The sequence below is a fragment of the uncultured Veillonella sp. genome, from assembly GCF_937981445.1.
Lineage (GTDB): Bacteria > Bacillota > Negativicutes > Veillonellales > Veillonellaceae > Veillonella_A.
This window is the reverse complement of record NZ_CALJON010000011.1, coordinates 18,790-39,164: the sequence shown is the minus strand read 5'-3', so window position 1 is coordinate 39,164 and position 20,375 is coordinate 18,790. Positions and strand designations below refer to the sequence as shown.

The 20,375-nt window shown below is 40.8% G+C and carries 35 protein-coding genes; all 35 read left to right on the top strand.

The window, feature by feature from the left end:
- The first annotated feature begins 219 nt into the window (after positions 1–219).
- The 35 genes from rpsJ to Q0376_RS02555 all read left to right on the top strand — a co-directional run bounded on the left by rpsJ (position 220) and on the right by Q0376_RS02555 (position 20,374).
- Entirely contained in the window at positions 220–531 is a 312-nt protein-coding gene (gene rpsJ, locus Q0376_RS02725) for a 30S ribosomal protein S10 (protein WP_295198050.1), read from the top strand.
- Between the two features lie 15 nt (positions 532–546).
- On the top strand, positions 547–1,188 hold the full coding sequence (rplC, locus tag Q0376_RS02720; RefSeq protein ID WP_298703795.1) for a 50S ribosomal protein L3: 642 nt from the start codon (positions 547–549) through the stop codon (positions 1,186–1,188).
- Positions 1,189–1,213: 25 nt separating this feature from the next.
- A complete protein-coding gene (rplD, locus tag Q0376_RS02715; protein ID WP_298703793.1) occupies positions 1,214–1,837 on the top strand; it encodes a 50S ribosomal protein L4 in 624 nt (207 codons plus the stop codon).
- Positions 1,837–2,121 carry a 50S ribosomal protein L23 gene (gene rplW, locus Q0376_RS02710; protein WP_298703792.1) on the top strand — a complete coding sequence of 95 codons (285 nt, stop codon included), beginning with the start codon at positions 1,837–1,839 and terminating at the stop codon, positions 2,119–2,121. The genes rplD and rplW overlap by 1 nt, the downstream gene beginning before the upstream one ends.
- Before the next feature lie 25 nt (positions 2,122–2,146).
- The gene (gene rplB, locus Q0376_RS02705) at positions 2,147–2,977 is read left to right on the top strand and encodes a 50S ribosomal protein L2 (protein WP_298703790.1); all 831 of its coding nucleotides are present in this window, start codon (positions 2,147–2,149) and stop codon (positions 2,975–2,977) included.
- 23 nt (positions 2,978–3,000) lie between these two features.
- Entirely contained in the window at positions 3,001–3,282 is a 282-nt protein-coding gene (rpsS, locus tag Q0376_RS02700; RefSeq protein ID WP_298703788.1) for a 30S ribosomal protein S19, read from the top strand.
- Positions 3,283–3,300: 18 nt separating this feature from the next.
- Positions 3,301–3,636: a 50S ribosomal protein L22 gene (gene rplV / locus Q0376_RS02695; protein WP_295198038.1), complete on the top strand. Its 336-nt coding sequence runs from the start codon at positions 3,301–3,303 to the stop codon at positions 3,634–3,636.
- Positions 3,637–3,653: 17 nt separating this feature from the next.
- Positions 3,654–4,316 (top strand): 30S ribosomal protein S3, encoded by a 663-nt coding sequence (gene rpsC, locus Q0376_RS02690; RefSeq protein ID WP_298703786.1) that lies wholly within the window; start codon positions 3,654–3,656, stop codon positions 4,314–4,316.
- The gene (gene rplP / locus Q0376_RS02685) at positions 4,316–4,753 is read left to right on the top strand and encodes a 50S ribosomal protein L16 (RefSeq protein WP_295198034.1); all 438 of its coding nucleotides are present in this window, start codon (positions 4,316–4,318) and stop codon (positions 4,751–4,753) included. Before rpsC ends, rplP begins: the two co-directional genes overlap by 1 nt.
- Entirely contained in the window at positions 4,743–4,943 is a 201-nt protein-coding gene (gene rpmC / locus Q0376_RS02680) for a 50S ribosomal protein L29 (protein ID WP_298703784.1), read from the top strand. The genes rplP and rpmC overlap by 11 nt, the downstream gene beginning before the upstream one ends.
- A 33-nt stretch (positions 4,944–4,976) precedes the next feature.
- Positions 4,977–5,243: a 30S ribosomal protein S17 gene (gene rpsQ, locus Q0376_RS02675; RefSeq protein ID WP_363302983.1), complete on the top strand. Its 267-nt coding sequence runs from the start codon at positions 4,977–4,979 to the stop codon at positions 5,241–5,243.
- A 24-nt stretch (positions 5,244–5,267) separates the two neighbouring features.
- Entirely contained in the window at positions 5,268–5,636 is a 369-nt protein-coding gene (gene rplN, locus Q0376_RS02670; protein WP_009353930.1) for a 50S ribosomal protein L14, read from the top strand.
- Positions 5,637–5,653: 17 nt separating this feature from the next.
- Positions 5,654–5,980: a 50S ribosomal protein L24 gene (gene rplX / locus Q0376_RS02665; protein ID WP_298703779.1), complete on the top strand. Its 327-nt coding sequence runs from the start codon at positions 5,654–5,656 to the stop codon at positions 5,978–5,980.
- 24 nt (positions 5,981–6,004) lie between these two features.
- On the top strand, positions 6,005–6,544 hold the full coding sequence (rplE, locus tag Q0376_RS02660; RefSeq protein WP_298703777.1) for a 50S ribosomal protein L5: 540 nt from the start codon (positions 6,005–6,007) through the stop codon (positions 6,542–6,544).
- A 16-nt stretch (positions 6,545–6,560) separates the two neighbouring features.
- Positions 6,561–6,830 (top strand): 30S ribosomal protein S14, encoded by a 270-nt coding sequence (rpsN, locus tag Q0376_RS02655; protein WP_298703775.1) that lies wholly within the window; start codon positions 6,561–6,563, stop codon positions 6,828–6,830.
- Between the two features lie 28 nt (positions 6,831–6,858).
- The gene (rpsH, locus tag Q0376_RS02650; protein WP_295198018.1) at positions 6,859–7,257 is read left to right on the top strand and encodes a 30S ribosomal protein S8; all 399 of its coding nucleotides are present in this window, start codon (positions 6,859–6,861) and stop codon (positions 7,255–7,257) included.
- Between the two features lie 23 nt (positions 7,258–7,280).
- Positions 7,281–7,826 (top strand): 50S ribosomal protein L6, encoded by a 546-nt coding sequence (gene rplF, locus Q0376_RS02645; protein ID WP_298703773.1) that lies wholly within the window; start codon positions 7,281–7,283, stop codon positions 7,824–7,826.
- A gap of 31 nt (positions 7,827–7,857) precedes the next feature.
- Positions 7,858–8,220, top strand: coding sequence for a 50S ribosomal protein L18 (gene rplR, locus Q0376_RS02640; protein ID WP_298703771.1), 363 nt, complete (start codon positions 7,858–7,860; stop codon positions 8,218–8,220).
- Between the two features lie 18 nt (positions 8,221–8,238).
- Positions 8,239–8,739 (top strand): 30S ribosomal protein S5, encoded by a 501-nt coding sequence (gene rpsE, locus Q0376_RS02635; protein ID WP_295198010.1) that lies wholly within the window; start codon positions 8,239–8,241, stop codon positions 8,737–8,739.
- 18 nt (positions 8,740–8,757) lie between these two features.
- Positions 8,758–8,937 (top strand): 50S ribosomal protein L30, encoded by a 180-nt coding sequence (rpmD, locus tag Q0376_RS02630; RefSeq protein WP_298703769.1) that lies wholly within the window; start codon positions 8,758–8,760, stop codon positions 8,935–8,937.
- Between the two features lie 22 nt (positions 8,938–8,959).
- Positions 8,960–9,403 carry a 50S ribosomal protein L15 gene (gene rplO, locus Q0376_RS02625; protein ID WP_295791030.1) on the top strand — a complete coding sequence of 148 codons (444 nt, stop codon included), beginning with the start codon at positions 8,960–8,962 and terminating at the stop codon, positions 9,401–9,403.
- Position 9,404: 1 nt separating this feature from the next.
- Positions 9,405–10,667 (top strand): preprotein translocase subunit SecY, encoded by a 1,263-nt coding sequence (gene secY / locus Q0376_RS02620; protein WP_298703767.1) that lies wholly within the window; start codon positions 9,405–9,407, stop codon positions 10,665–10,667.
- Between the two features lie 13 nt (positions 10,668–10,680).
- The gene (locus Q0376_RS02615; protein ID WP_298703765.1) at positions 10,681–11,244 is read left to right on the top strand and encodes an adenylate kinase; all 564 of its coding nucleotides are present in this window, start codon (positions 10,681–10,683) and stop codon (positions 11,242–11,244) included.
- 3 nt (positions 11,245–11,247) lie between these two features.
- Entirely contained in the window at positions 11,248–12,018 is a 771-nt protein-coding gene (gene map / locus Q0376_RS02610) for a type I methionyl aminopeptidase (RefSeq protein WP_298703762.1), read from the top strand.
- 22 nt (positions 12,019–12,040) lie between these two features.
- Entirely contained in the window at positions 12,041–12,259 is a 219-nt protein-coding gene (gene infA, locus Q0376_RS02605; RefSeq protein ID WP_005377071.1) for a translation initiation factor IF-1, read from the top strand.
- 26 nt (positions 12,260–12,285) lie between these two features.
- The gene (gene rpmJ, locus Q0376_RS02600) at positions 12,286–12,399 is read left to right on the top strand and encodes a 50S ribosomal protein L36 (RefSeq protein WP_007391661.1); all 114 of its coding nucleotides are present in this window, start codon (positions 12,286–12,288) and stop codon (positions 12,397–12,399) included.
- A gap of 22 nt (positions 12,400–12,421) precedes the next feature.
- Positions 12,422–12,790 carry a 30S ribosomal protein S13 gene (rpsM, locus tag Q0376_RS02595; RefSeq protein ID WP_295197992.1) on the top strand — a complete coding sequence of 123 codons (369 nt, stop codon included), beginning with the start codon at positions 12,422–12,424 and terminating at the stop codon, positions 12,788–12,790.
- Between the two features lie 17 nt (positions 12,791–12,807).
- A complete protein-coding gene (gene rpsK, locus Q0376_RS02590) occupies positions 12,808–13,197 on the top strand; it encodes a 30S ribosomal protein S11 (protein WP_295197990.1) in 390 nt (129 codons plus the stop codon).
- Between the two features lie 81 nt (positions 13,198–13,278).
- Positions 13,279–14,271 carry a DNA-directed RNA polymerase subunit alpha gene (locus tag Q0376_RS02585; RefSeq protein WP_298703758.1) on the top strand — a complete coding sequence of 331 codons (993 nt, stop codon included), beginning with the start codon at positions 13,279–13,281 and terminating at the stop codon, positions 14,269–14,271.
- Positions 14,272–14,283: 12 nt separating this feature from the next.
- Entirely contained in the window at positions 14,284–14,619 is a 336-nt protein-coding gene (gene rplQ / locus Q0376_RS02580) for a 50S ribosomal protein L17 (RefSeq protein ID WP_298703756.1), read from the top strand.
- Between the two features lie 397 nt (positions 14,620–15,016).
- Positions 15,017–15,859, top strand: coding sequence for an energy-coupling factor transporter ATPase (locus tag Q0376_RS02575; RefSeq protein ID WP_298703754.1), 843 nt, complete (start codon positions 15,017–15,019; stop codon positions 15,857–15,859).
- Positions 15,850–16,725 (top strand): energy-coupling factor transporter ATPase, encoded by an 876-nt coding sequence (locus tag Q0376_RS02570; protein WP_298703752.1) that lies wholly within the window; start codon positions 15,850–15,852, stop codon positions 16,723–16,725. Before Q0376_RS02575 ends, Q0376_RS02570 begins: the two co-directional genes overlap by 10 nt.
- Positions 16,715–17,512 (top strand): energy-coupling factor transporter transmembrane protein EcfT, encoded by a 798-nt coding sequence (locus Q0376_RS02565; RefSeq protein ID WP_298703748.1) that lies wholly within the window; start codon positions 16,715–16,717, stop codon positions 17,510–17,512. Before Q0376_RS02570 ends, Q0376_RS02565 begins: the two co-directional genes overlap by 11 nt.
- Before the next feature lie 24 nt (positions 17,513–17,536).
- Positions 17,537–18,334, top strand: a complete 798-nt coding sequence (gene truA, locus Q0376_RS02560) for a tRNA pseudouridine(38-40) synthase TruA (protein WP_298703746.1) — start codon at positions 17,537–17,539, stop codon at positions 18,332–18,334.
- 288 nt (positions 18,335–18,622) lie between these two features.
- Positions 18,623–20,374: a 2-oxoacid:acceptor oxidoreductase subunit alpha gene (locus tag Q0376_RS02555; protein WP_363302981.1), complete on the top strand. Its 1,752-nt coding sequence runs from the start codon at positions 18,623–18,625 to the stop codon at positions 20,372–20,374.
- Position 20,375 lies beyond the last annotated feature (1 nt).

The following is a 20,375-nucleotide window of genomic DNA, read 5'->3' as shown; positions in this document are numbered from 1 at the left end:
GCGAAGGTGGCCACACAGTAGGTGCTGGTGTTGTTACAGCTATCGAAGCTTAATTCGATCTTTAGCTTGTAAAAGCAATATGTATGCGCAGCGCAGAGCGGCATGTATGTGCCGCTCTCGTGTTGTGTTTTTAAACTATGATATAGAAGGTTGCCTCTGCGGAGGAGAATTTCTATGGAGCAGTTCATTCACGAAATGGACGACAGGAGGAAGTTATTCATGGCAAAACAGCAAAAAATTCGTATTCGCTTAAAATCATACGATCACAAAGCTCTTGATCAGAGCGCGGCAAAAATTGTTGACACAGCAAAACGCAATGGTGCGTTAGTATCTGGTCCAATTCCATTGCCAACAGAAAAAAATATTTTCACAATTCTTCGTTCGCCACATGTTAATAAAGACTCTCGCGAACAATTCGAAATGCGTACACATAAACGTTTAATCGATATTCTTGAATCAAATTCGAAAACAGTAGATGCTATCACTCGTCTTGAATTACCAGCTGGTGTATCTATTGAAATAAAATTATAATAAGGAGGTGCGATTATGTCTAAAGCTATTTTGGGTAAAAAGTTAGGGATGACTCAAATCTTCACTACTGAAGGTAAGTTAGTTCCTGTCACTGTAGTGGAAACTACCCCAAGCGTAGTAGTGCGCGTTAAAACTGTTGAATCTGACGGATACGATGCAGTACAGCTTGGTTACGGCTCCATTAAAGAAAAACATTTAACTAAACCTGTAAAAGGCCAGTTCGAAAAAGCCGGCGTAGCGCCAGTTAAATATCTTCGCGAACTTCGCCTTGCTGAAGCAACTGATTACACAGTGGGCCAAACTCTGGCAGCTGATATCTTCGCAGAAGGTGAGTTGGTTGATGTAGTTGGTACAGGTAAAGGTAAGGGGTTCGCTGGTACTATTAAGCGCCACAACTTCCATCGCGGTCCTGTAACTCACGGATCCAAATCTCATCGTGAACCTGGTTCCATCGGTCCTATGATCTCCGGTGGCGGCGGTAAGGTTTACAAAGGCAAGAAACTCCCAGGACAAATGGGCGGTGGCAGAGTTACTGTACAGCGTTTATCCGTTGTTAAAGTGGATACTGAACGCAACTTGTTGCTTATTAAAGGCGGCATTCCAGGTGCTAAAGGTAGCCTAGTAATGGTTCGCAATACAGTAAAACCTGTTAAATAACTAATTGTCGAAAGGAGGATCTCTAATGCCAACAGTAACAAAATATAATATGTCCGGCACTAAAGTCGGTGAAATACAGTTAAATGATGCAGTATTTGCAGTTGAAGTAAATGCAGCTGTTATGCATCAAGCCGTTGTTCGTCAGTTATCTAACGAACGTCTTGGCACTCACGCAACAAAAACGAGAGGTCTAGTTCGTGGCGGTGGCCGTAAACCTTGGAAACAAAAAGGTACTGGTCGTGCTCGCGTAGGCTCCACTCGTAGCCCATTATGGGTTGGTGGTGGTACCGTATTTGGTCCACAACCTCGTAGCTATTACAAGGCAATGCCTCGTAAAGCTAGACGTCTAGCAGTTAAATCTGCACTTAGCGACAAAGTAAACAATAACGAATTGATCGTATTGGACGAATTAACTTTAGCAACTCCTAAAACTAAAGAAGTGTTAAATCTTCTTAACAACTTCAATGTAGGTGATGCAAAAGTATTGTTCATCACTGATGGTGATGTAAATGTTGAACGTAGCGCTCGTAACATCCAAGGCGTTAAAGCTATTGCTTACGAAAGCATCAACATTTTCGATCTTCTCCACTACGATAAGCTCTTCATTACTGAAGGTGCCGTAGCAAAGATTGAGGAGGTGCTCGCATAATGGAATTACGCGATGTTCTTATTCGTCCGATTATTACAGAAAAAACTACAATTCTTATGGAAGAAGGCAAATACACATTCCGTGTGCCTTTGACTGCTAATAAAGTGCAGATCCGTCAAGCTGTAGAAAGAATCTTCAATGTAAAGGTAGAAAAAGTTGCTACCATTCGAGTTCTTGGAAAAGTAAAACGCATGGGCCGCAATCAAGGTAAACGTAGCGATTACAAAAAAGCTATCGTAACTTTAAAGGCTGGCGAATCCATTGAATTCTTTGAAGGTGTTTAAGATAGTCTAGTAAGGAGGCCCCATAATGGCAATTAAATCATACAAACCGTACTCCGCTGGTCGTCGGTTTATGACTACGTCTGCCTTCACAGAAATTACTGCAAGCAAGCCTGAAAAGTCTTTGATTGCTAAAATTTCTCAAAAAGGTGGTCGTAATAATACTGGTAAACAAACAGTTCGTCATCAAGGTGGCGGTCATAAACGTTTATACCGTATTATTGACTTCAAACGTACTAAAGATAATATCCCAGCTAAAGTAGCGACAATCGAATACGATCCTAACCGTAGTGCTCGTATCGCGCTTCTTAACTATGCTGATGGTGAAAAACGCTACATCATAGCTCCAGTTGGCTTAAATGTAGGCGACACTGTATACAGTGGTCCTGAATCTGATATTAAACCAGGTAACTGCTTACCATTACTTAACATTCCATTGGGTACTCAAGTACACAATATTGAAATGAAAATTGGTAAGGGCGGCCAAATCGTTCGCTCCGCAGGTACTTCTGCACAGTTAATGGCTAAAGAAGGTTCCTATGCATTACTTCGTTTACCTTCCGGTGAACTTCGTCGTGTTCATATCAACTGCCGTGCAACAGTAGGTGTTGTAGGTAACATTGATCATGAAAACATTACAATCGGTAAAGCTGGTCGCCATCGTTGGATGGGCGTTCGTCCAGGCAACCGCGGTGTTGTAATGAACCCTTGTGACCATCCACATGGTGGTGGTGAAGGTAAGTCCCCAGTTGGTCGTAAACATCCAGTTACTCCTTGGGGTAAACCAGCACATGGTGTTAAAACTCGCGACAAGAAAAAAGCTTCTAGCAGCTTAATCGTTAAACGTCGTACAAAATAGGATAACAGGAAGGAGATAAGACAGTGTCCAGATCTATAAAAAAAGGCCCTTTCGTCGCAGCTTCTCTTGTGAAGAAAATTGATGCCTTAAATGAAACAAATGATAAGAAAGTTGTAAAAACCTGGTCTCGTGCCTCTACTATTATCCCAACTTTTGTAGGCCATACAATTGCTGTTCATGATGGTCGCAAACACGTTCCTGTATTCGTTACAGAGGATATGGTAGGTCATAAATTAGGTGAATTTGCTCCAACTCGTACTTTCAAAGGTCATGTTAAGAGCGAAAAAACAACCGGTAAGAAGTAATATAGGAGGAATTAGATAATGGAAGCAAAAGCAATCGCTAAACACGTGCGCATCGCGCCTCGTAAAATCCGTATTGTTGCTGACCTCGTTCGTGGCAAGAATATCGGCGAAGCATTTGCCATCTTGAAGTTCACTCCGAAAGTTGGCGCTGATGTAGTAGAAAAAGTATTGCGCTCTGCAATCGCAAATGCAGAAAACAATTTTGATATGAATGTAGACAAACTTTATGTGTCCAGCATCTTTGTAGACCAAGGTCCAACAATGAAGCGCATTCATCCTCGTTCCCGTGGACAGGCTTTCAAAATTTTGAAACGCTCCAGCCACGTAACAGTAGTAGTTTCTGAAAGAGCTTAATAGAAGGAGGGAATATAGTGGGTCAGAAAGTTAATCCCCATGGTTTGCGTGTTGGTATCGTAAAAGATTGGGACGCAAAATGGTATGCTGAAAAAGATTACGCTGCTAATCTTCACGAAGACGTATTAATCCGTAACTTCTTGAAGAAAACCCTTTTCATTGCTGGTATTTCCCGCATTGAAATTGAGCGTATTAATAAACGTATTAAATTAACAATTCACACTGCAAAACCTGGTATGGTTATCGGTCGCGGCGGTGCTGGTATCGAAGATATCCGCAAAGCATTAAAACGCTTCACTGATAAACAAATCGACGTTAACATTGCAGAAATTAAACAAGCTGACATGGATTCCGTATTAGTGGCTGAAAACATTGCTAGTCAATTAGAACGCCGTATTGGTTTCCGTCGTGCTATGAAACAAGCTGTAGGTCGCACAATGCGCCTAGGTGCAAAAGGTATCAAAATCATGGTTAGCGGTCGTTTAGGCGGCGCTGAAATCGCTCGTAGCGAATCTTACCGTGAAGGTAGTATTCCATTGCACACTCTTCGCGCTAACATCGACTACGGTACTGCTGAAGCTCATACAACTTATGGTTGCATCGGCATTAAAGTATGGATCTACAAAGGCGAAGTTTTACCTGAAGTAAAACAAACCAAAAAGGAAGAAGGTGACAACTAATGCTTATTCCAAAGCGCGTAAAACATCGTAAACAATTCCGCGGCCGTATGAAAGGTCGTGCAATGCGTGGTAACACAGTTTCTCACGGTGAATTCGGTTTAGTAGCATTAGAGCCATCTTGGATTACAAATCGTCAAATCGAAGCAGCTCGTATTGCTATGACACGTTATATCAAACGTGGTGGTCAAGTTTGGATTAAAATTTTCCCAGACAAACCTATTACAGCTAAACCAGCTGGTACTCGTATGGGTTCCGGTAAAGGGTCTCCAGAATACTGGGTAGCAGTAGTTAAACCAGGTCGCGTAATGTTCGAAATGAACGGCGTATCTGAAGAAGTAGCTCGTGAAGCTATGCGATTGGCAGGCCACAAGCTTCCAATCAAAACTAAGTTCGTTGTTAAGGGTAAAGAATTGGGTGGTGACGTAAATGAAGGTTAATGACATCCGTAACATGAGCGCTGCCGAAATGGAACAAAAAGTTTCCGGCCTTAAAGAAGAGTTGTTTAACCTCCGTTTTCAGCTCGCAACTGGTCAATTAGAAAATCCAATGCGTATTCGTGAAGTTAAGAAAACTATCGCGCGTATTAAAACAATTCAGCGTGAAGCTACTCTTAAAGGAAACGCATAATAACAAATTTTGTTTGGATTGAAAAGGAGGCTAATGGTCGTGGCAGAAGAAAGAAATGTACGTAAAGTCCGCGTTGGTAAAGTAGTGAGCAACAAAATGGATAAAACTATCGTTGTATCCGTTGATCGCCAAGTATCCCACGCATTATATAATAAGCCGATGGTAACAAGCAAACGCTTCAAGGCACATGATGAAAATAATGAATGCCAAATCGGCGATATCGTTAAGATTGTTGAAACTCGTCCACTTTCCAAAGATAAACATTGGAGATTGGTTGAAATCGTAGAAAAAGTAAAATAATAAGTGATGTAAGGAGGAATTACGATGATCCAGCAACAAACAATTTTGAATGTTGCCGACAACACTGGTGCAAAACGTATTATGTGCATCCAGGTTATGGGTGGTTCTTACCGCAAATTCGGCAATATCGGTGACGTAATCGTTGCTTCTGTAAAAGATGCATCACCCGGTGGCGTTGTCAAGAAAGGCGACGTAGTTAAAGCCGTAATTGTTCGTTCTAAAAAAGGTATCCGTCGTCAAGATGGTTCTTATATTCGTTTCGACGAAAACGCAGCAGTTGTAATTAAAGATGACAAGAGCCCACGTGGCACTCGTATTTTTGGACCTGTAGCACGTGAGCTTCGTGAAAAAGATTTCATGAAGATTATCTCTCTTGCTCCAGAAGTATTATAAGAAGGAGGAACGCGACGATGTCCCAAACTAAATTACTAGTGAAAAAAGGCGATACTGTTGTTGTTATCTCCGGTCGAGATAAGGGCAAGCAAGGCGAAGTTATCGCTACTGAACCTAAAAAATCTCGTGTGTTCGTTAAAGGTGTTAACCTTGTAAAACGTCATACGAAACCAAATCAGGCTAACCCTCAAGGCGGCATCATTACTAAAGAAGCTCCTATCCATGTTTCTAATGTAATGGTTATCGATCCTGAAACTAAACAACCTACTCGCATTAAAAAAGTAGAACAAAATGGTAAATATGTACGCGCCACTGTTAAGAGCGGTGCAGTACTAGATAAATAATCAGGAAAGGAGGGCTCCCCACTAATGGCTCGTTTAAACGATAAATATACTAATGAAATTCGTCAGGCTTTACAGGAAAAATTCCAATACAAAAACGTTATGGAAATTCCTAAAATTGAAAAAGTCGTTATCAATATTGGTGTAGGCGATGCAGTAGGTAATGCAAAAGCATTAGAATCCGCTGTAAATGACCTTACAATCATTGCTGGTCAAAAACCAGTTATTACTAAAGCTAAGAAATCCATTGCTAACTTCAAAGTTCGTGAAGGCATGAACCTTGGTACAAAAGTAACTCTTCGCGGCCAACGAATGTATGAATTCTTAGACAAACTAATCAACGTAGCTTTGCCACGTGTACGTGACTTCCGCGGCGTAAGTGCTAAGGCTTTTGATGGCCGTGGTAACTATGCATTGGGTCTTAAAGAACAGCTCATCTTCCCTGAAATCGAATATGATCAGGTAGAACGTGTAACTGGTATGGATATCATCGTAGTTACTAGCGCTAAAACTGATGAAGAAGCTCGTGAATTATTGGCACTTTGTGGTATGCCGTTTGAAAAATAAGTAGGAGGAACTATAGATGGCTAAAAAATCTATGCTTGAACGCGAAAAGAAACGTGCAAAATTAGTTGCTAAATATGCGGCTAAGCGTGAAGCTTTAAAAGCTGCTGGCGACTATGAAGCATTGTCTCAGTTGCCTGCTAATGCGTCCCCAACTCGTTTACACAATCGTTGTAACTTAACTGGACGTCCTCATGGTTATATGCGTAAATTCGGCATTAGCCGTATTGCGTTCCGTGAATTAGCTTATAAGGGACAAATTCCTGGCGTTAAAAAAGCCAGTTGGTAATTGGATTGCGGAAGGAGGTTTTTAGAATATGGTAATGACCGATCCGATTGCGGATATGCTTACACGCATCCGTAATGCAAATGCTGCTCTTCATGAAACAGTAGAAATTCCTGTTTCCCGTACGAAGGCTGCCGTTCTAGAAATCCTTAAAGAAGAAGGATTTATTAAGAGCGTTGAAACTGTTGAAAATGGTAAATACAACGTACTAAAAGTAACGTTAAAATATGGTTCCAATAATGAAAAAGTAATTACTGGAATTAAACGTATTTCTAAACCAGGCTTACGTGTTTATGCGAAGAAAGAAGAACTTCCTCGCGTACTTGGTGGTTTAGGTATTGCAGTTATTTCTACATCTAAAGGCGTTATGAGCGACAAACAAGCTCGTAAAGAAGGTCTTGGTGGCGAAGTACTTGCATATGTATGGTAATCAGGCAATAGGAGGTAGAAATAATGTCACGTATCGGTAGAATGCCTATCGAGATCCCTGCTGGCGTTACAGTTAATTACGCAGATCACGTAATGACTGTAAAAGGTCCAAAAGGCGAATTATCTCGTGAATTGCATCCGGATATGAATATTACTGTGGAAGGTAACGTAATCACAGTAGCTCGTCCGAGCGATGATAAAGCGCATCGTTCTTTACATGGCCTCACTCGAGCTCTTGTTGCTAATATGGTAACAGGCGTTGCAGAAGGCTTTAGCAAAACATTAGAAATCAATGGTGTTGGTTACAGAGCAGCAAAACAAGGTAACAAATTAGCTCTTACTCTTGGCTTCTCCCACCCAGTTGAAATGGAAGCTCCTGCTGGTATTACCATCGACGTTCCAGCTCCTAACAAAATCGTTGTTAGCGGTGCTGACAAAGAAGTCGTAGGTGCTGTAGCTGCTGATATCCGTAAATGGAGAAAACCAGAACCTTACAAAGGTAAAGGTATTCGTTACGAAGGCGAAGTTGTTCGTCGTAAAGCAGGTAAAGCTGGCGCTAAAGGTAAATAATATCAGTAGATCATAGAAAGGAGTGAACATCTTGGCTCGTAAATCCAATAGAAATATTGCTCGTGCAAAACGTCATCTTCGTCTTCGCCGCCACATTTCTGGTACAGCGCAATGTCCACGTTTGAACGTTTTCCGTAGCTTAAGCAATATTTACGCTCAAGTTATTGATGATGTAGCTGGTACAACTTTAGTTGCTGCTAGCTCTTTAGATGAAGAATTAAACTTAAACTATGGTGGTAACAAAGCCGCTGCTAAAGCAGTTGGTGAACTTGTTGCTAAACGTGCTCTTGCAAAAGGCATCGAAACTGTAGTATTTGACCGCGGTGGTTATATCTATCATGGTCGCGTAGCTTCTCTTGCAGAAGGCGCTCGTGAAGCAGGCTTGAAATTCTAAGAAGGAGGAACTTTAGACATGGCGAGAATTGACTACACCAGTCTTGATCTTAAAGAAAGAGTAGTATTCATCAACCGCGTAGCCAAAGTAGTAAAAGGCGGTCGTCGTTTTTCCTTCAGCGCACTTGTAGTTGTTGGTGATGGCAACGGCTATGTAGGCGTTGGTTTAGGTAAAGCGGCTGAAGTGCCAGAAGCTATTCGCAAAGGCATTGATGATGCTAAGAAAAACTTAATTCATGTTGTTATTAAAAACGGTACAATCCCTCACACTGTAACAGGTCGTTTCGGTGCAGGCAGCGTATTCTTAAAACCAGCTGCTGAAGGTACTGGGGTTATCGCAGGTGGTCCTGTGCGTGCCGTATTAGAACTAGTTGGTGTTCGTAACATCCTTACGAAATCCCTTGGTTCTTCCAACCCTAACAACATGGTTCGCGCAACATTAGAAGGTTTATCTCAGCTAAAACGCGCTGAAGACGTTGCAGCTCTTCGCGGCAAAACTGTAGCTGAAATTTATGGTTAATAAGGGGGATTGACAGTAATGGCACAAGTAAAAATTACATTGTCCAGAAGCTTAATCGGTCGCCCTGAAGATCAGCGTGCAACTGTAAAAGCTTTAGGCTTGAAAAAAACTAACTCTCAAGTAGTTAAAGAAGTGACACCTCAAATCCAAGGTATGCTTCACAAAGTTAGACATTTAGTTACTGTAGAAGAATTATAATAAAGATAAGGAGGTGCACTGAATGAAACTTCATGAATTAGCTCCAGCAGCAGGTTCTAAAAAGGCTCGCACTCGTCGTGGTCGTGGTTTAGGCTCTGGCCTTGGCAAGACTTCTGGTCGCGGTCAAAAAGGTCAAAATTCCCGTAGCGGCGGCGGTGTTCGCACAGGTTTCGAAGGGGGCCAAATGCCTCTTTATCGTCGTTTACCAAAACGCGGTTTCAACAACTCTGTATTCGCTAAAGAATATGCGGAAGTTAACATTTCTCAATTAAATCGTTTTGAAGATGGTGCAACCGTAGATCCAGTATCCTTAATTGAAGCTGGCATTTTGAAAAACGTTCGTGACGGTATCCGCATTCTAGGCAATGGCACTTTAGAAAAGAAATTAACTGTTATTGCTAATGGTTTTACAAAAACTGCAGAAGAAAAAATTGTAGCGGCAGGCGGAAAAGTAGAGGTGATCTAGGGTGCTAGAAGGCCTCTCGAACATCTTTAAAATAACAGAGCTCCGTAATAAAGTAGCCTATACGCTTCTCATGTTTATTGTGTTTAGGGCAGGCGTTCATATTCCGGTGCCTGGCGTAGATGCCTCTGTTATCGAAAGCTTGTTTACAGCTGGCGGCTTATTTGGTCTTCTTGACCTCTTTGCCGGCGGTGCGTTAAGTAAATTTTCTATCTTTGCAATGAGTATTACTCCTTATATCAATGCGTCGATTATTATGCAGCTTTTAACAGCTGTTATTCCGACCCTTGAAGCATGGAGTAAAGAAGGCGAAGATGGACGTAAGAAAATCGCTAAAGTAACTCGGTATGGTACAGTTATCTTAGGCTTTGTACAAGCCTTTGGTATGTCCTATGCCCTACGTGCTAACAATGCATTAATTGACAACAGCATGTTGTCTGTTATCGTAATCTCCATCATTCTTACAGCAGGTACTTGTTTACTTATGTGGATTGGTGAACAGATTACTGCCTATGGTATAGGCAATGGTATTTCCCTAATCATCTTCGCTGGTATCGTGGCTCGTTTCCCATCTGGATTCAGCACTATTTATCAATATCTTGAAGTAGGGACTATCAATATCTTCCAGGCAATCTTATTTGCCCTCATCGCAATTGCAATGGTTGTATTTGTAATTGCGGTAACTCAAGGTCAACGTCGTATTCCGATTCAATATGCTAAACGCGTAGTAGGTCGTAAAATGTACGGTGGCCACTCTACCTTCCTTCCTCTTAAGGTCAACCAGGCAGGTGTGATTCCAATTATCTTTGCGTCATCCGTTTTGATGTTTCCTGTGACATTAGCTCAGTTTGTGCAGGTTGACTGGGTGAGAACACTGGCTAACTATTTTACATGGGGAACGCCATTGCAGACTGTTTTATACGCTGTATTGATTTTTATTTTTACTTACTTCTATACAGCTATCTCAATAAACATTACGGATATGGCAGATAATATGAAAAAATACGGTGGATTTATCCCAGGCATTCGCCCAGGTAAACCTACTGCAGACTACGTAGATCGAGTAATGACTCGTATTACATTTGCTGGTGCTTTATTCTTAGCATTAGTAGCTATCTTGCCAAACTTTATTGGCGGGATTACCGGTATTGAAGGCGTATACTTCGGTGGTACAGCTCTTCTTATCGTAGTAGGGGTTGCATTAGATACAATGCAGCAGGTTGAGTCATTAGCAATAACTAGACATTATAAAGGTTTTGTTAAATAGGAGGAAATTTGCTATGTATATTTTGTTAATGGGACCTCCAGGTGCTGGTAAAGGCACACAGGCAGTTCGTTTAATTGATAAATATGGTATTCCTCAGATTTCAACCGGTGATATGTTCCGCGCAGCAGTAAAGGAATGTACCCCTCTTGGGCTTGAGGCTAAGAAATACATGGATGCTGGTCAATTAGTTCCGGATAGTGTGACGGTGGGAATCGTTCGCGAACGTCTTGCTAAAGATGATTGCAAAAAAGGTTTTATCCTTGATGGTTTCCCTCGTACTACAGCTCAGGCAGTATCTTTAGATGCTATTTTAAAGGAATTGGGAATTGTTCTAGATGCTGTTGTAAACTTAAATGTTCCTTCAGAAGAACTTGTTAAGCGCATCAGCGAACGTGCACGTCTTGAAAATCGTGACGATGATAAACCGGAAACAGTACAGAAACGTCTTGCTGTATACGACGAATCTACAAAACCTTTAATTGACTACTATCGTAATAGTGGTTTATATGTAGAAATCAACGGATTACAGGATGTGGATGCAGTATTTGCAGATATCATTAAAGCGTTGGAGAAATAATCCATGATTATTCTTAAATCGCCCAATGAAATTGAGTATATCCGTCAGGCATGTAAACTAACTGCTGATACATTGACACAGCTAATTGCAGTAGCGAAACCAGGGGTTTCAACCTTGGAGTTAGATCAGTTTGCCGAAGAATATATTCGCAGCCATGGTGGTGAACCAAGCTGCAAAGGTTACTATGGGTATCCTGCAACAATTTGTGCTTCTATTAATGATGAAGTCGTTCATGGTATTCCTCATGCAAAACGGAAATTAAAACATGGCGATGTGATTAGCATCGACCTTGTTTCGTCCGTTAATGGATATCATGGTGATTCCTGTGTAACCATTCCTATTGGACATGTGAAACCACAGGTGCACAAACTTCTAAAGGTAACAGAAGAAAGTTTGTTCAAAGGAATTGAGCAAGCGGTTGTCGGCAACAGAGTGGGAGATATTTCTCATGCTGTTCAGACGTACTGTGAAAAATTTGGATTTGGTGTTGTGCGAGATTTTGTAGGTCATGGCCTTGGTCGTGAAATGCATGAAGATCCACAAATTCCAAACTATGGCCCGGCTGGTCATGGACCTATATTAAAGCCGGGAATGGTACTTTGTATTGAGCCTATGATTACTATGGGCACGTATGAAGTAGAAGTTCTGGATGATGATTGGACGGCGGTTACTCGTGATGGTAAGCCGGCAGCTCATTTTGAACATACAGTGGTCGTAACAGAAAATGGCCCTGAAATTTTGACCATGCGTGATGAGCCCAGGTTGATTAAATAACCAAGTAACCGGAGGAAATGATATGTCAAAAGAAGACGTTATTGAAGTGGAAGGTACGGTCGTAGAGGCATTACCAAACGCCATGTTCCAAGTTGAATTGGAAAATGGCCATGTGGTACTTGCCCATGTGTCAGGTAAAATGCGTATGAATTTTATTCGTATCCTTCCCGGTGATAAAGTTACTATGGAACTGACACCATATGACTTAAATCGTGGTCGCATTACCTACCGCTTTAAATAAGTGGTTGCGACTCAAAGGAGGTACTTATGAAGGTTAAACCATCAGTTAAAAAGATATGCGAAAAATGCAAAATCATTAAACGTAAAGGCCGTGTAATGGTAATTTGCGAAAACCCAAAACATAAACAAAAACAAGGTTAATTGATAGGAGGTGGCTGAATAGATGGCACGTATAGCCGGTGTAGATTTACCACGTGACAAACGTGTGGAAATTGGTTTGACTTATATTTATGGTATCGGACTTACTTTGTCCAAAGAAATTTTGGCAAAAACTGGTATTAATCCTGATACTCGTGTTCGTGACCTTACAGAAGATGAAGTTGCGAAAATCCGTGCTCTTCTTGATGATGAGTACAAGGTTGAAGGCGATCTTCGTCGTGAAGAAGCTCTTAACATTAAGCGCTTAATTGAAATCAACTCCTATCGCGGAAAACGTCATCGTGCAGGATTGCCTTTGCGCGGTCAACGCACTAAGACGAATGCCCGTACTCGTAAGGGTCCTAGAAAAGCAATCGCTGGGAAAAAGAAATAATAAAGGAGGGATAAAGCGTGGCTAAAAAGGTAGTATCTAGAAAAAGAAAAGAAAAGAAACACGTTGAATCTGGTGCGGCTCATATCCGTTCCACATTCAATAACACTATCGTTACAATTACCGATACAAATGGTAATGCTCTTTCTTGGGCATCCGCTGGTGGTTTAGGCTTCCGTGGCTCCCGTAAGAGCACTCCATTCGCAGCTCAAATGGCAGCAGAACAAGCTGCAAAAGCTGCTATGGAACATGGCTTGCGTCAGGTAGAAGTTTTCGTTAAAGGTCCAGGATCTGGTCGTGAAGCTGCTATCCGTGCATTGCAAGCAGCAGGTCTTGAAGTTAACAGCATCAAAGACGTTACTCCAATTCCTCATAACGGTTGCCGTCCTCCAAAACGCCGTCGCGTATAATTTATAGTTTTATGCGACCGCATTGGCGGTGGCTATGATATACTATAGATGCAAGGCGTGTTTAAGAGGAGGATAGTCCTGATGAGCGAAGAAAAGAAATTAAAAATCGAGAAAGTTGAAGTACGCGATGACGGTCGTTATGGCAAATTCGTATGTGAGCCATTAGATCGTGGCTATGGGATCACTCTCGGTAATAGCTTGCGTCGAATTCTGCTTTCGTCTTTAGATGGGGCGGCCATTACTTCTATCAAAATTGATGGAGTACTTCATGAATTTTCTACTATTCCTGGTATTCGTGAGGATGTTACAGATATTATTCTTAACCTCAAACAACTATGCCTACGCGTTGACAGCGAGGCACAGTTGCCAATGGATATTCGTGTAGATATTCAGAAGGAAGGCGTTTTAACAGCTGGTGAATTTGGAAGAAACTTCCCACCAGACGTAGAAATTTTAAATCCTGACCTCGTAATTGCTACTATGGATGAGGTAGCTCATCTAGTAATGGATGTGCGCATTGAACGTGGTAAAGGATATGTGCCGTCCACGAAGAATAAAAAGGAAGATGATGTGATTGGTCGTATTCCAATCGATTCTATTTTCTCTCCAATTCTTCGAGCAAAATATGAAGTAAGTGATGTGCGCGTAGGCAATGAAATGGACTTTGATAAATTAACTCTTGAAGTTGTTACCAATGGTTCCATTACAGCTGCTGAAGCAGTAGCACGATCTGCCAATATTATGATTGGCTATCTTAAAAACTTCACAAAATTAGCACATGCAGCAGAGGAATTCATTCCTGTAGAAGATGAAACTGCAGTAGAAATTCCAGATGAAAACGGTGGTCCAGAAGATGGCCCAGCCAAGATTCCTATCGATGATTTGGAATTATCCGTTCGTGCATACAACTGCTTAAAACGTGCTGGTATAAACACAATTGCGGATCTCCTAGATAAAACAGTTGAAGATTTAGGCAAGGTTCGCAACTTAGGTAAAAAGTCCATTGAAGAGATTGAAGAAAAACTTCAAAATCATCCTTCAGGTAATTTTACTCTAAAGAAAAAAGGCGAATAAGGAGGATGACTAATGTATAGAAAATTAGGCCGTGACAGCTCTGCTCGCAAAGCGTTATTCCGCGGTATGTTAACATCTTTCTTCCAATATGATCGTATCGAAACAACTGAAGCGAAAGCTAAAGAATTACGTGGTTTAGCAGATCAAATGATCACTCTTGCTAAACGTGGTGATCTTCATGCTCGTCGTCAAGTTCTTTCCTATCTTATGGATGAAGATGTAGTTAAGAAATTGTTTGATGAAATTGCTCCAAAATATGCTGATCGTCAGGGCGGTTACACTCGTGTAATTAAAACTAGCCTTCGTAAAGGTGATGCAGCTCCATTAGCAATTATCGAGCTAGTATAATAACATGGAAGACGGTGTTGCAACTTTTGTTAGCAACACCGCTTTTTGTTGTTATAAACCTTGTAATCCCCATGAAAGTTACAAAGTGAGTTAAAAGAAAATATATATAATTGGCAATCTAATGTGTTGTACCCTAGTCGGGCTTGGATAAAACAAGATAAATTCATAGAAACTATTGGAATCGAATGTAATCGACGAAAAAGTGTCGAATGTGATCTACTAATATTTATTAACCATTAAAATCCGTTGGGTTGACGAATTATGTATATTTTTATATTATCAAAGAGAATGTAATATACTAAAGAGAATGTAATATACTACAAAGTTTATGAACAAAGACGACACATAAGGTTATACTTTGTTATTAATACGATTTGTATTTTCAAAAGAGGTTAACATGGACACTCAAGATATTATGATAGAAACTAATCACATGAGCCATACCTATACGGATGAGACTGGGAATGTGGTGAAGGCCCTTGATGATGTGAGCCTTAGTATAAAAAAAGGCGAGTTTGTAAGTATTATTGGCACTAATGGGAGTGGCAAAAGTACTATAGCAAAACATTTTAATGTATTACTAACACCTACTGAAGGGGAGGTGCTTGTAAGGGGATTAAATACTAAAGATGAAGAGAACTTGTGGACTATTCGTCAACATGTGGGCATGGTATTTCAAAATCCTGACAATCAAATTGTAGCCGCTGTAGTAGAAGAAGATGTGGCTTTTGGGCCTGAAAACTTGGGTGTGGAGCCGAAGGAAATACGTCGGCATGTAGATGAAGCTTTGGCCAGTGTAAATATGACCGAATATGCACTGCATTCTCCAGGACTTTTGTCGGGAGGTCAAAAGCAACGCATCGCTATTGCGGGCGTTCTTGCTATGAAGCCAGACTGCATTGTGCTAGATGAACCAACGGCAATGCTAGACCCTACAGGGCGTCGTGAAGTGTTAGAAACAGTGCATCGTCTCAACAAAGAAGAGGGCATTACCATAGTATATATTACGCATTTTATGGAAGAAGCTGTTACCTCAGATCGAGTTATTGTGATGAAAAATGGCAAGCTTATCGATGATGGCACACCGCGTCATATTTTTTCTCAAGTACAAATGTTAAAGGATTTAGGTCTTGATGTGCCAGTAGCAGCCGAAGTAGCTACTAAATTAAGAGCCGCAGGTCAAGCCATTGGCGAGGGCATCATTACAGAGAAAGAGTTGGGAGATCAATTATGCCAATAGTATTAGAGAATGTTACATATATATATGGCGAGCATACACCTTATCGTAAAGAAGCGCTAAAAAATATATCTATTACCATTAATGAAGGCGACTTTGTTGGTATTATAGGCCATACAGGGTCAGGTAAGTCTACGTTAGTTCAACATTTAAATGGCTTATTACATCCTACCAAGGGCACGGTGACTGTAAATGGGGTAGACCTAAGTGATAAAACTGAAGAGGCAAAAACAATGCGTCATAAAGTGGGCATGGTATTCCAATATCCAGAGCATCAACTATTTGAAGAAACTATCGCTCAAGATATTGCCTTTGGGCCACGTAATTTAGGCCTCAGTGAAGAGGACATTGATAAGCGCGTACGAGATGCTATGGAGTTTGTGGGGCTCGATTATGACACGTATGCAACTCGCTCGCCATTTCAGCTTTCTGGAGGGCAAATGCGCCGTGTTGCTATTGCTGGTGTGGTGGCATTAAATCCAGATTATTTAATTTTAGACGAACCATCAGCTGGGCTTGATCCATTTGGCCGTGATGAAATTTTTAATCGCATTATAGAGTTACATCAGAAAAAAGGGGTTACTGTTATTTTAGTATCTCATAATATGGAAGATATTTCTCGCATGGCCAATCGCCTGATTGTTATAGATGATGGACATATAAAACTAGATGGTAAGCCTTTGGAGATTTTCTCTCATGATCGTCAAACCTTACAGGATACGGGCGTGGATGTGCCACCAGTAGTAGATTTGATGTATTACTTACGTAATCGTGGCTTAGCTGTTGATGTAGGGGTGCGTTCTGTAGATGAGGCCGTAACTGAGATTAATCGCTCCTTGAATAGCGAGGAGGTAGCTCATGTTAACTAATATTACTATTGGGCAATATTTTCCGGGCGATTCCTTTTTGCACCGTATGGACCCAAGAGCTAAAATAATTAGCACTATTATTTTTATGATTGCCATTTTCTTAGCTGACTCAATTCTTGCTTATGCTGTGGTGGCTGCTTTTACATTTATGGCATTTCATTTTTCCCGTTTGCCATGGCGCGTTATTTGGACCTCTATAAAACCATTGTGGGTCATCATTGTATTTACCTTATTAATTCATGTATTTACGACCCCAGGGCAGGTACTTTGGCAGTATAGTTTTATATCCATATCAGAGGAAGGGGTTCGCATGGGGAGCTTTATGGCAGCGCGCTTAGTGTTCCTTATTATGTTTTCTTCGCTATTGACGTATACTACCTCGCCGATTCGTTTAACTGATGGTATTGAATACTTGCTAAATCCGTTTCGTCGTGTAGGCGTGCCAGCCCATGAATTGGCTATGATGATGACCATTGCGTTGCGCTTTATTCCTACCTTATTGGAAGAAACCGATCGAATTATGAAGGCGCAGGAGTCTCGTGGGGCAGATTTTACTACCGGTAGCATTGTAAAACGGGCGAAGAATATGATTCCCTTATTGGTACCACTCTTTATTAGTGCATTCCGTCGCGCTGATGAATTAGCCATCGCCATGGAGGCGCGTTGTTATCGCGGCGGTGAAAATCGCACGCGCATGAAGGAATTAGTCATTACATCTTATGATTATATAGGTCTGTCTTTAGTTGTGCTAGTAACTATTGTGTTATTGGCTTTGCGATTGTTTTGATATATAAGGAGGCCTGCAGCAGAGATGAAACGAAATATTCGACTCATTGTAGCCTATGATGGCACCACACTGAGTGGCTACCAACGGCAAGCTAATGGCCCTACAGTGCAAGCGTATTTAGAGGAAGCACTTAGCAAAGTGTGCAATGAGCCTATCCTGATTTATGGTGCTTCTCGTACCGATGCAGGGGTGCATGCGCGCTTTCAAGTGGTTACTTTTACTACATCGGGCCGCATTCCTGTGGAGAATTTATTACGTGCTTTGATTGCCCACTTACCGCCCTATATTGTAGTTACAGGGGCTGAAGAAATTCCCTTGGATTGGAAGCCACGTTGGAATATTGTGGGAAAGGAATATGTATATATAATTCGCAATCATCCGTTAGAGGATCCACTTCACATGAGATACCATTGGCATGTCAAAAAGCCCTTATCTCTTAGTCTCATGCGACTTGGGGCGAAGGAATTAGAAGGAACTCACGATTTTACAACTTTGCAAGGAACGAATTCGACACCAGCGAATCCTATAAAGACAATTTATGCTGTAACGCCCATAGTAGAAGGGCATATGATTAAATTGCATGTAATTGGAGATGGCTTTTTATACCATATGGTTCGTAATATTGCAGGACTCTTAGTGGATGTGGGATTAGGTAAAATTGAGCCACATCAGATTGGGGCTTTACTGGATCAAAAAGATCGTCGTTCCATTGGAAAAACAGCACCACCGCAAGGACTATTCTTAGAAGAAATATTTTTTACAGACCAGCGAATGGCTGAAGTGGTTGCCCAGTGTCGTCATATAATGGGTGCTAATGAGTAAAAAAGTAAATAGATTTAATATAAAGAAGTGAAATAATATGCTTTAATTTTGCATATTGTTTCACTTTTTTTAGTTGTGAAAAACACGTGAAAAGAGACTAAATTATATACACTATAGAAATGAATTCTCAAGACCATACAAGTACGGTTAATAATGAAAAATATGCATTTCATTTACGCATATTCGTTTGCTGATTTTGCATAAAGATGTTAAAATAAGAATAAGTTAAGAGATAGTATAGTTTTAAGAGCGTATTTATGTATTAAAATCCTAAGGAGGGTGAATCTTTTGCAACAACGTAAAGATTTTATCTGGAAAATGGGTGGCCAACAGGGCGAAGGTATTGAAAGCTGCGGCGAAATTATGGCCACGATTTTAGCCAAAGAAGGCTATTCGTTGTATAGTCAACGACTTTTTGCATCTCGTATTAAGGGTGGACATACTACATTTGCTTTGCGCATTGCCTTAGATCCAATTATGACAGTAGGCGAAAACATTGACTTCTTAGTAGCATTAGACCAAGAAACTGTTGATAAACATGGTGAAGAAGTTCGCGAAGGGGGCTACATTATTTGCGATAGCAAAGTAGAACCTGATTTCTCAAAATATGAAGGTGCACCAATTACTTGTTTAGCCGTGCCGATTACAGAAGCTGCTATGAAACAAGGCTCTTTATTGATGCGTAATATTGTTGCCTTAGGTATGTCTGTAGCACTCCTAGGCTTTGATAAAGCGCCATTTAAAACTGCTATCGAAGCTCGTTTTGCTAAAAAATCTCAAGACGTAATTGACAAAAACTTACAAGCCTTTGAAGATGGCTATGCATTCATTGCTAATCATCGTGGGGATAATGAAATTGAAACCCTTCCTATACCAGAAAAGAAAAATCAAATGTTCTTACTTGGTAATGAAGCTATCGCGTTAGGTGCTATTGCAGCAGGTTCCAAATTCATGGCTTCCTATCCAATTACGCCAGCGTCTGAAGTTATGGAATACATGATTAAGAAAATGGACAAAGTAGGTTCTACGATTGTTCAAACGGAAGACGAAATCGCTGCTTGTATGACTGCTATGGGTGGTGTGTATGCAGGTGTTCGTGGTTTTACATGTACATCTGGTCCAGGTTTAAGTCTTATGGCCGAATCCTTATCTATGGCGTCAATGGCAGAACTACCAATGGTGGTTATTGACGTTCAACGTTCTGGTCCATCCACTGGTATGGCGACTAAAGTTGAAACATCTGATATTAATGCTGCTTGCCATAATGCTCATGGTGATTATGCCAATATCGTTATTTCTCCAACGAGTATTGAAGAATGTTTCTACGAAATACAACATGCCTTTAACTTAGCAGAAGAGTTCCAATGCCCAGTTATTTTCATGCCTGATTTACAACAGGGCTTAAATAAACAATCTGTACCTGCCTTCGATATGAATCGCGTACCAATTAAACGTGGTAAATTGATGAAGGAAGAGGATTTAACTCCATTAGAACGACCTCACTATTTCAAACGCTTTGAACTTGTAGAAGATGGTATTTCACCTCGTACAATTCCTGGCATGAAAAATGGCATGTTCTTATCCACTGGTCTTGAACATAATGAAGAAGGTAAACCAGCTGAATCACCAGCTATGCATGTGAGCCAAACTGATAAACGTTTACGTAAATTAGAAGGCGTTACTAAAGTATATGATCCATTCTTAAATAATGCAAAACATGATGAATGTGATGTTCTTGTTATTGGTATTGCTTCTAGCCGTGGTGCTATTGAAGAAGCAACGGCTGAACTTGAAGCAGAAGGCGTTAAAGTAAATCATTTACATCTTCGCTTGATTAAGCCATTCCCAACTAAGGAATTATTGCCATTCTATGAAAAAGCTAAACATGTTGTTATTTGTGAACAAAATGCGACAGCTCAATTAGCTGATTTATTTAAAATTCATATGCCAGATAAGACTAAGCTCCATAGTTGCTTGAAATATGATGGTACACCATTTACAGCAACATATGTAAAAAAAGCAATTAAGGAGGTTTTATAAT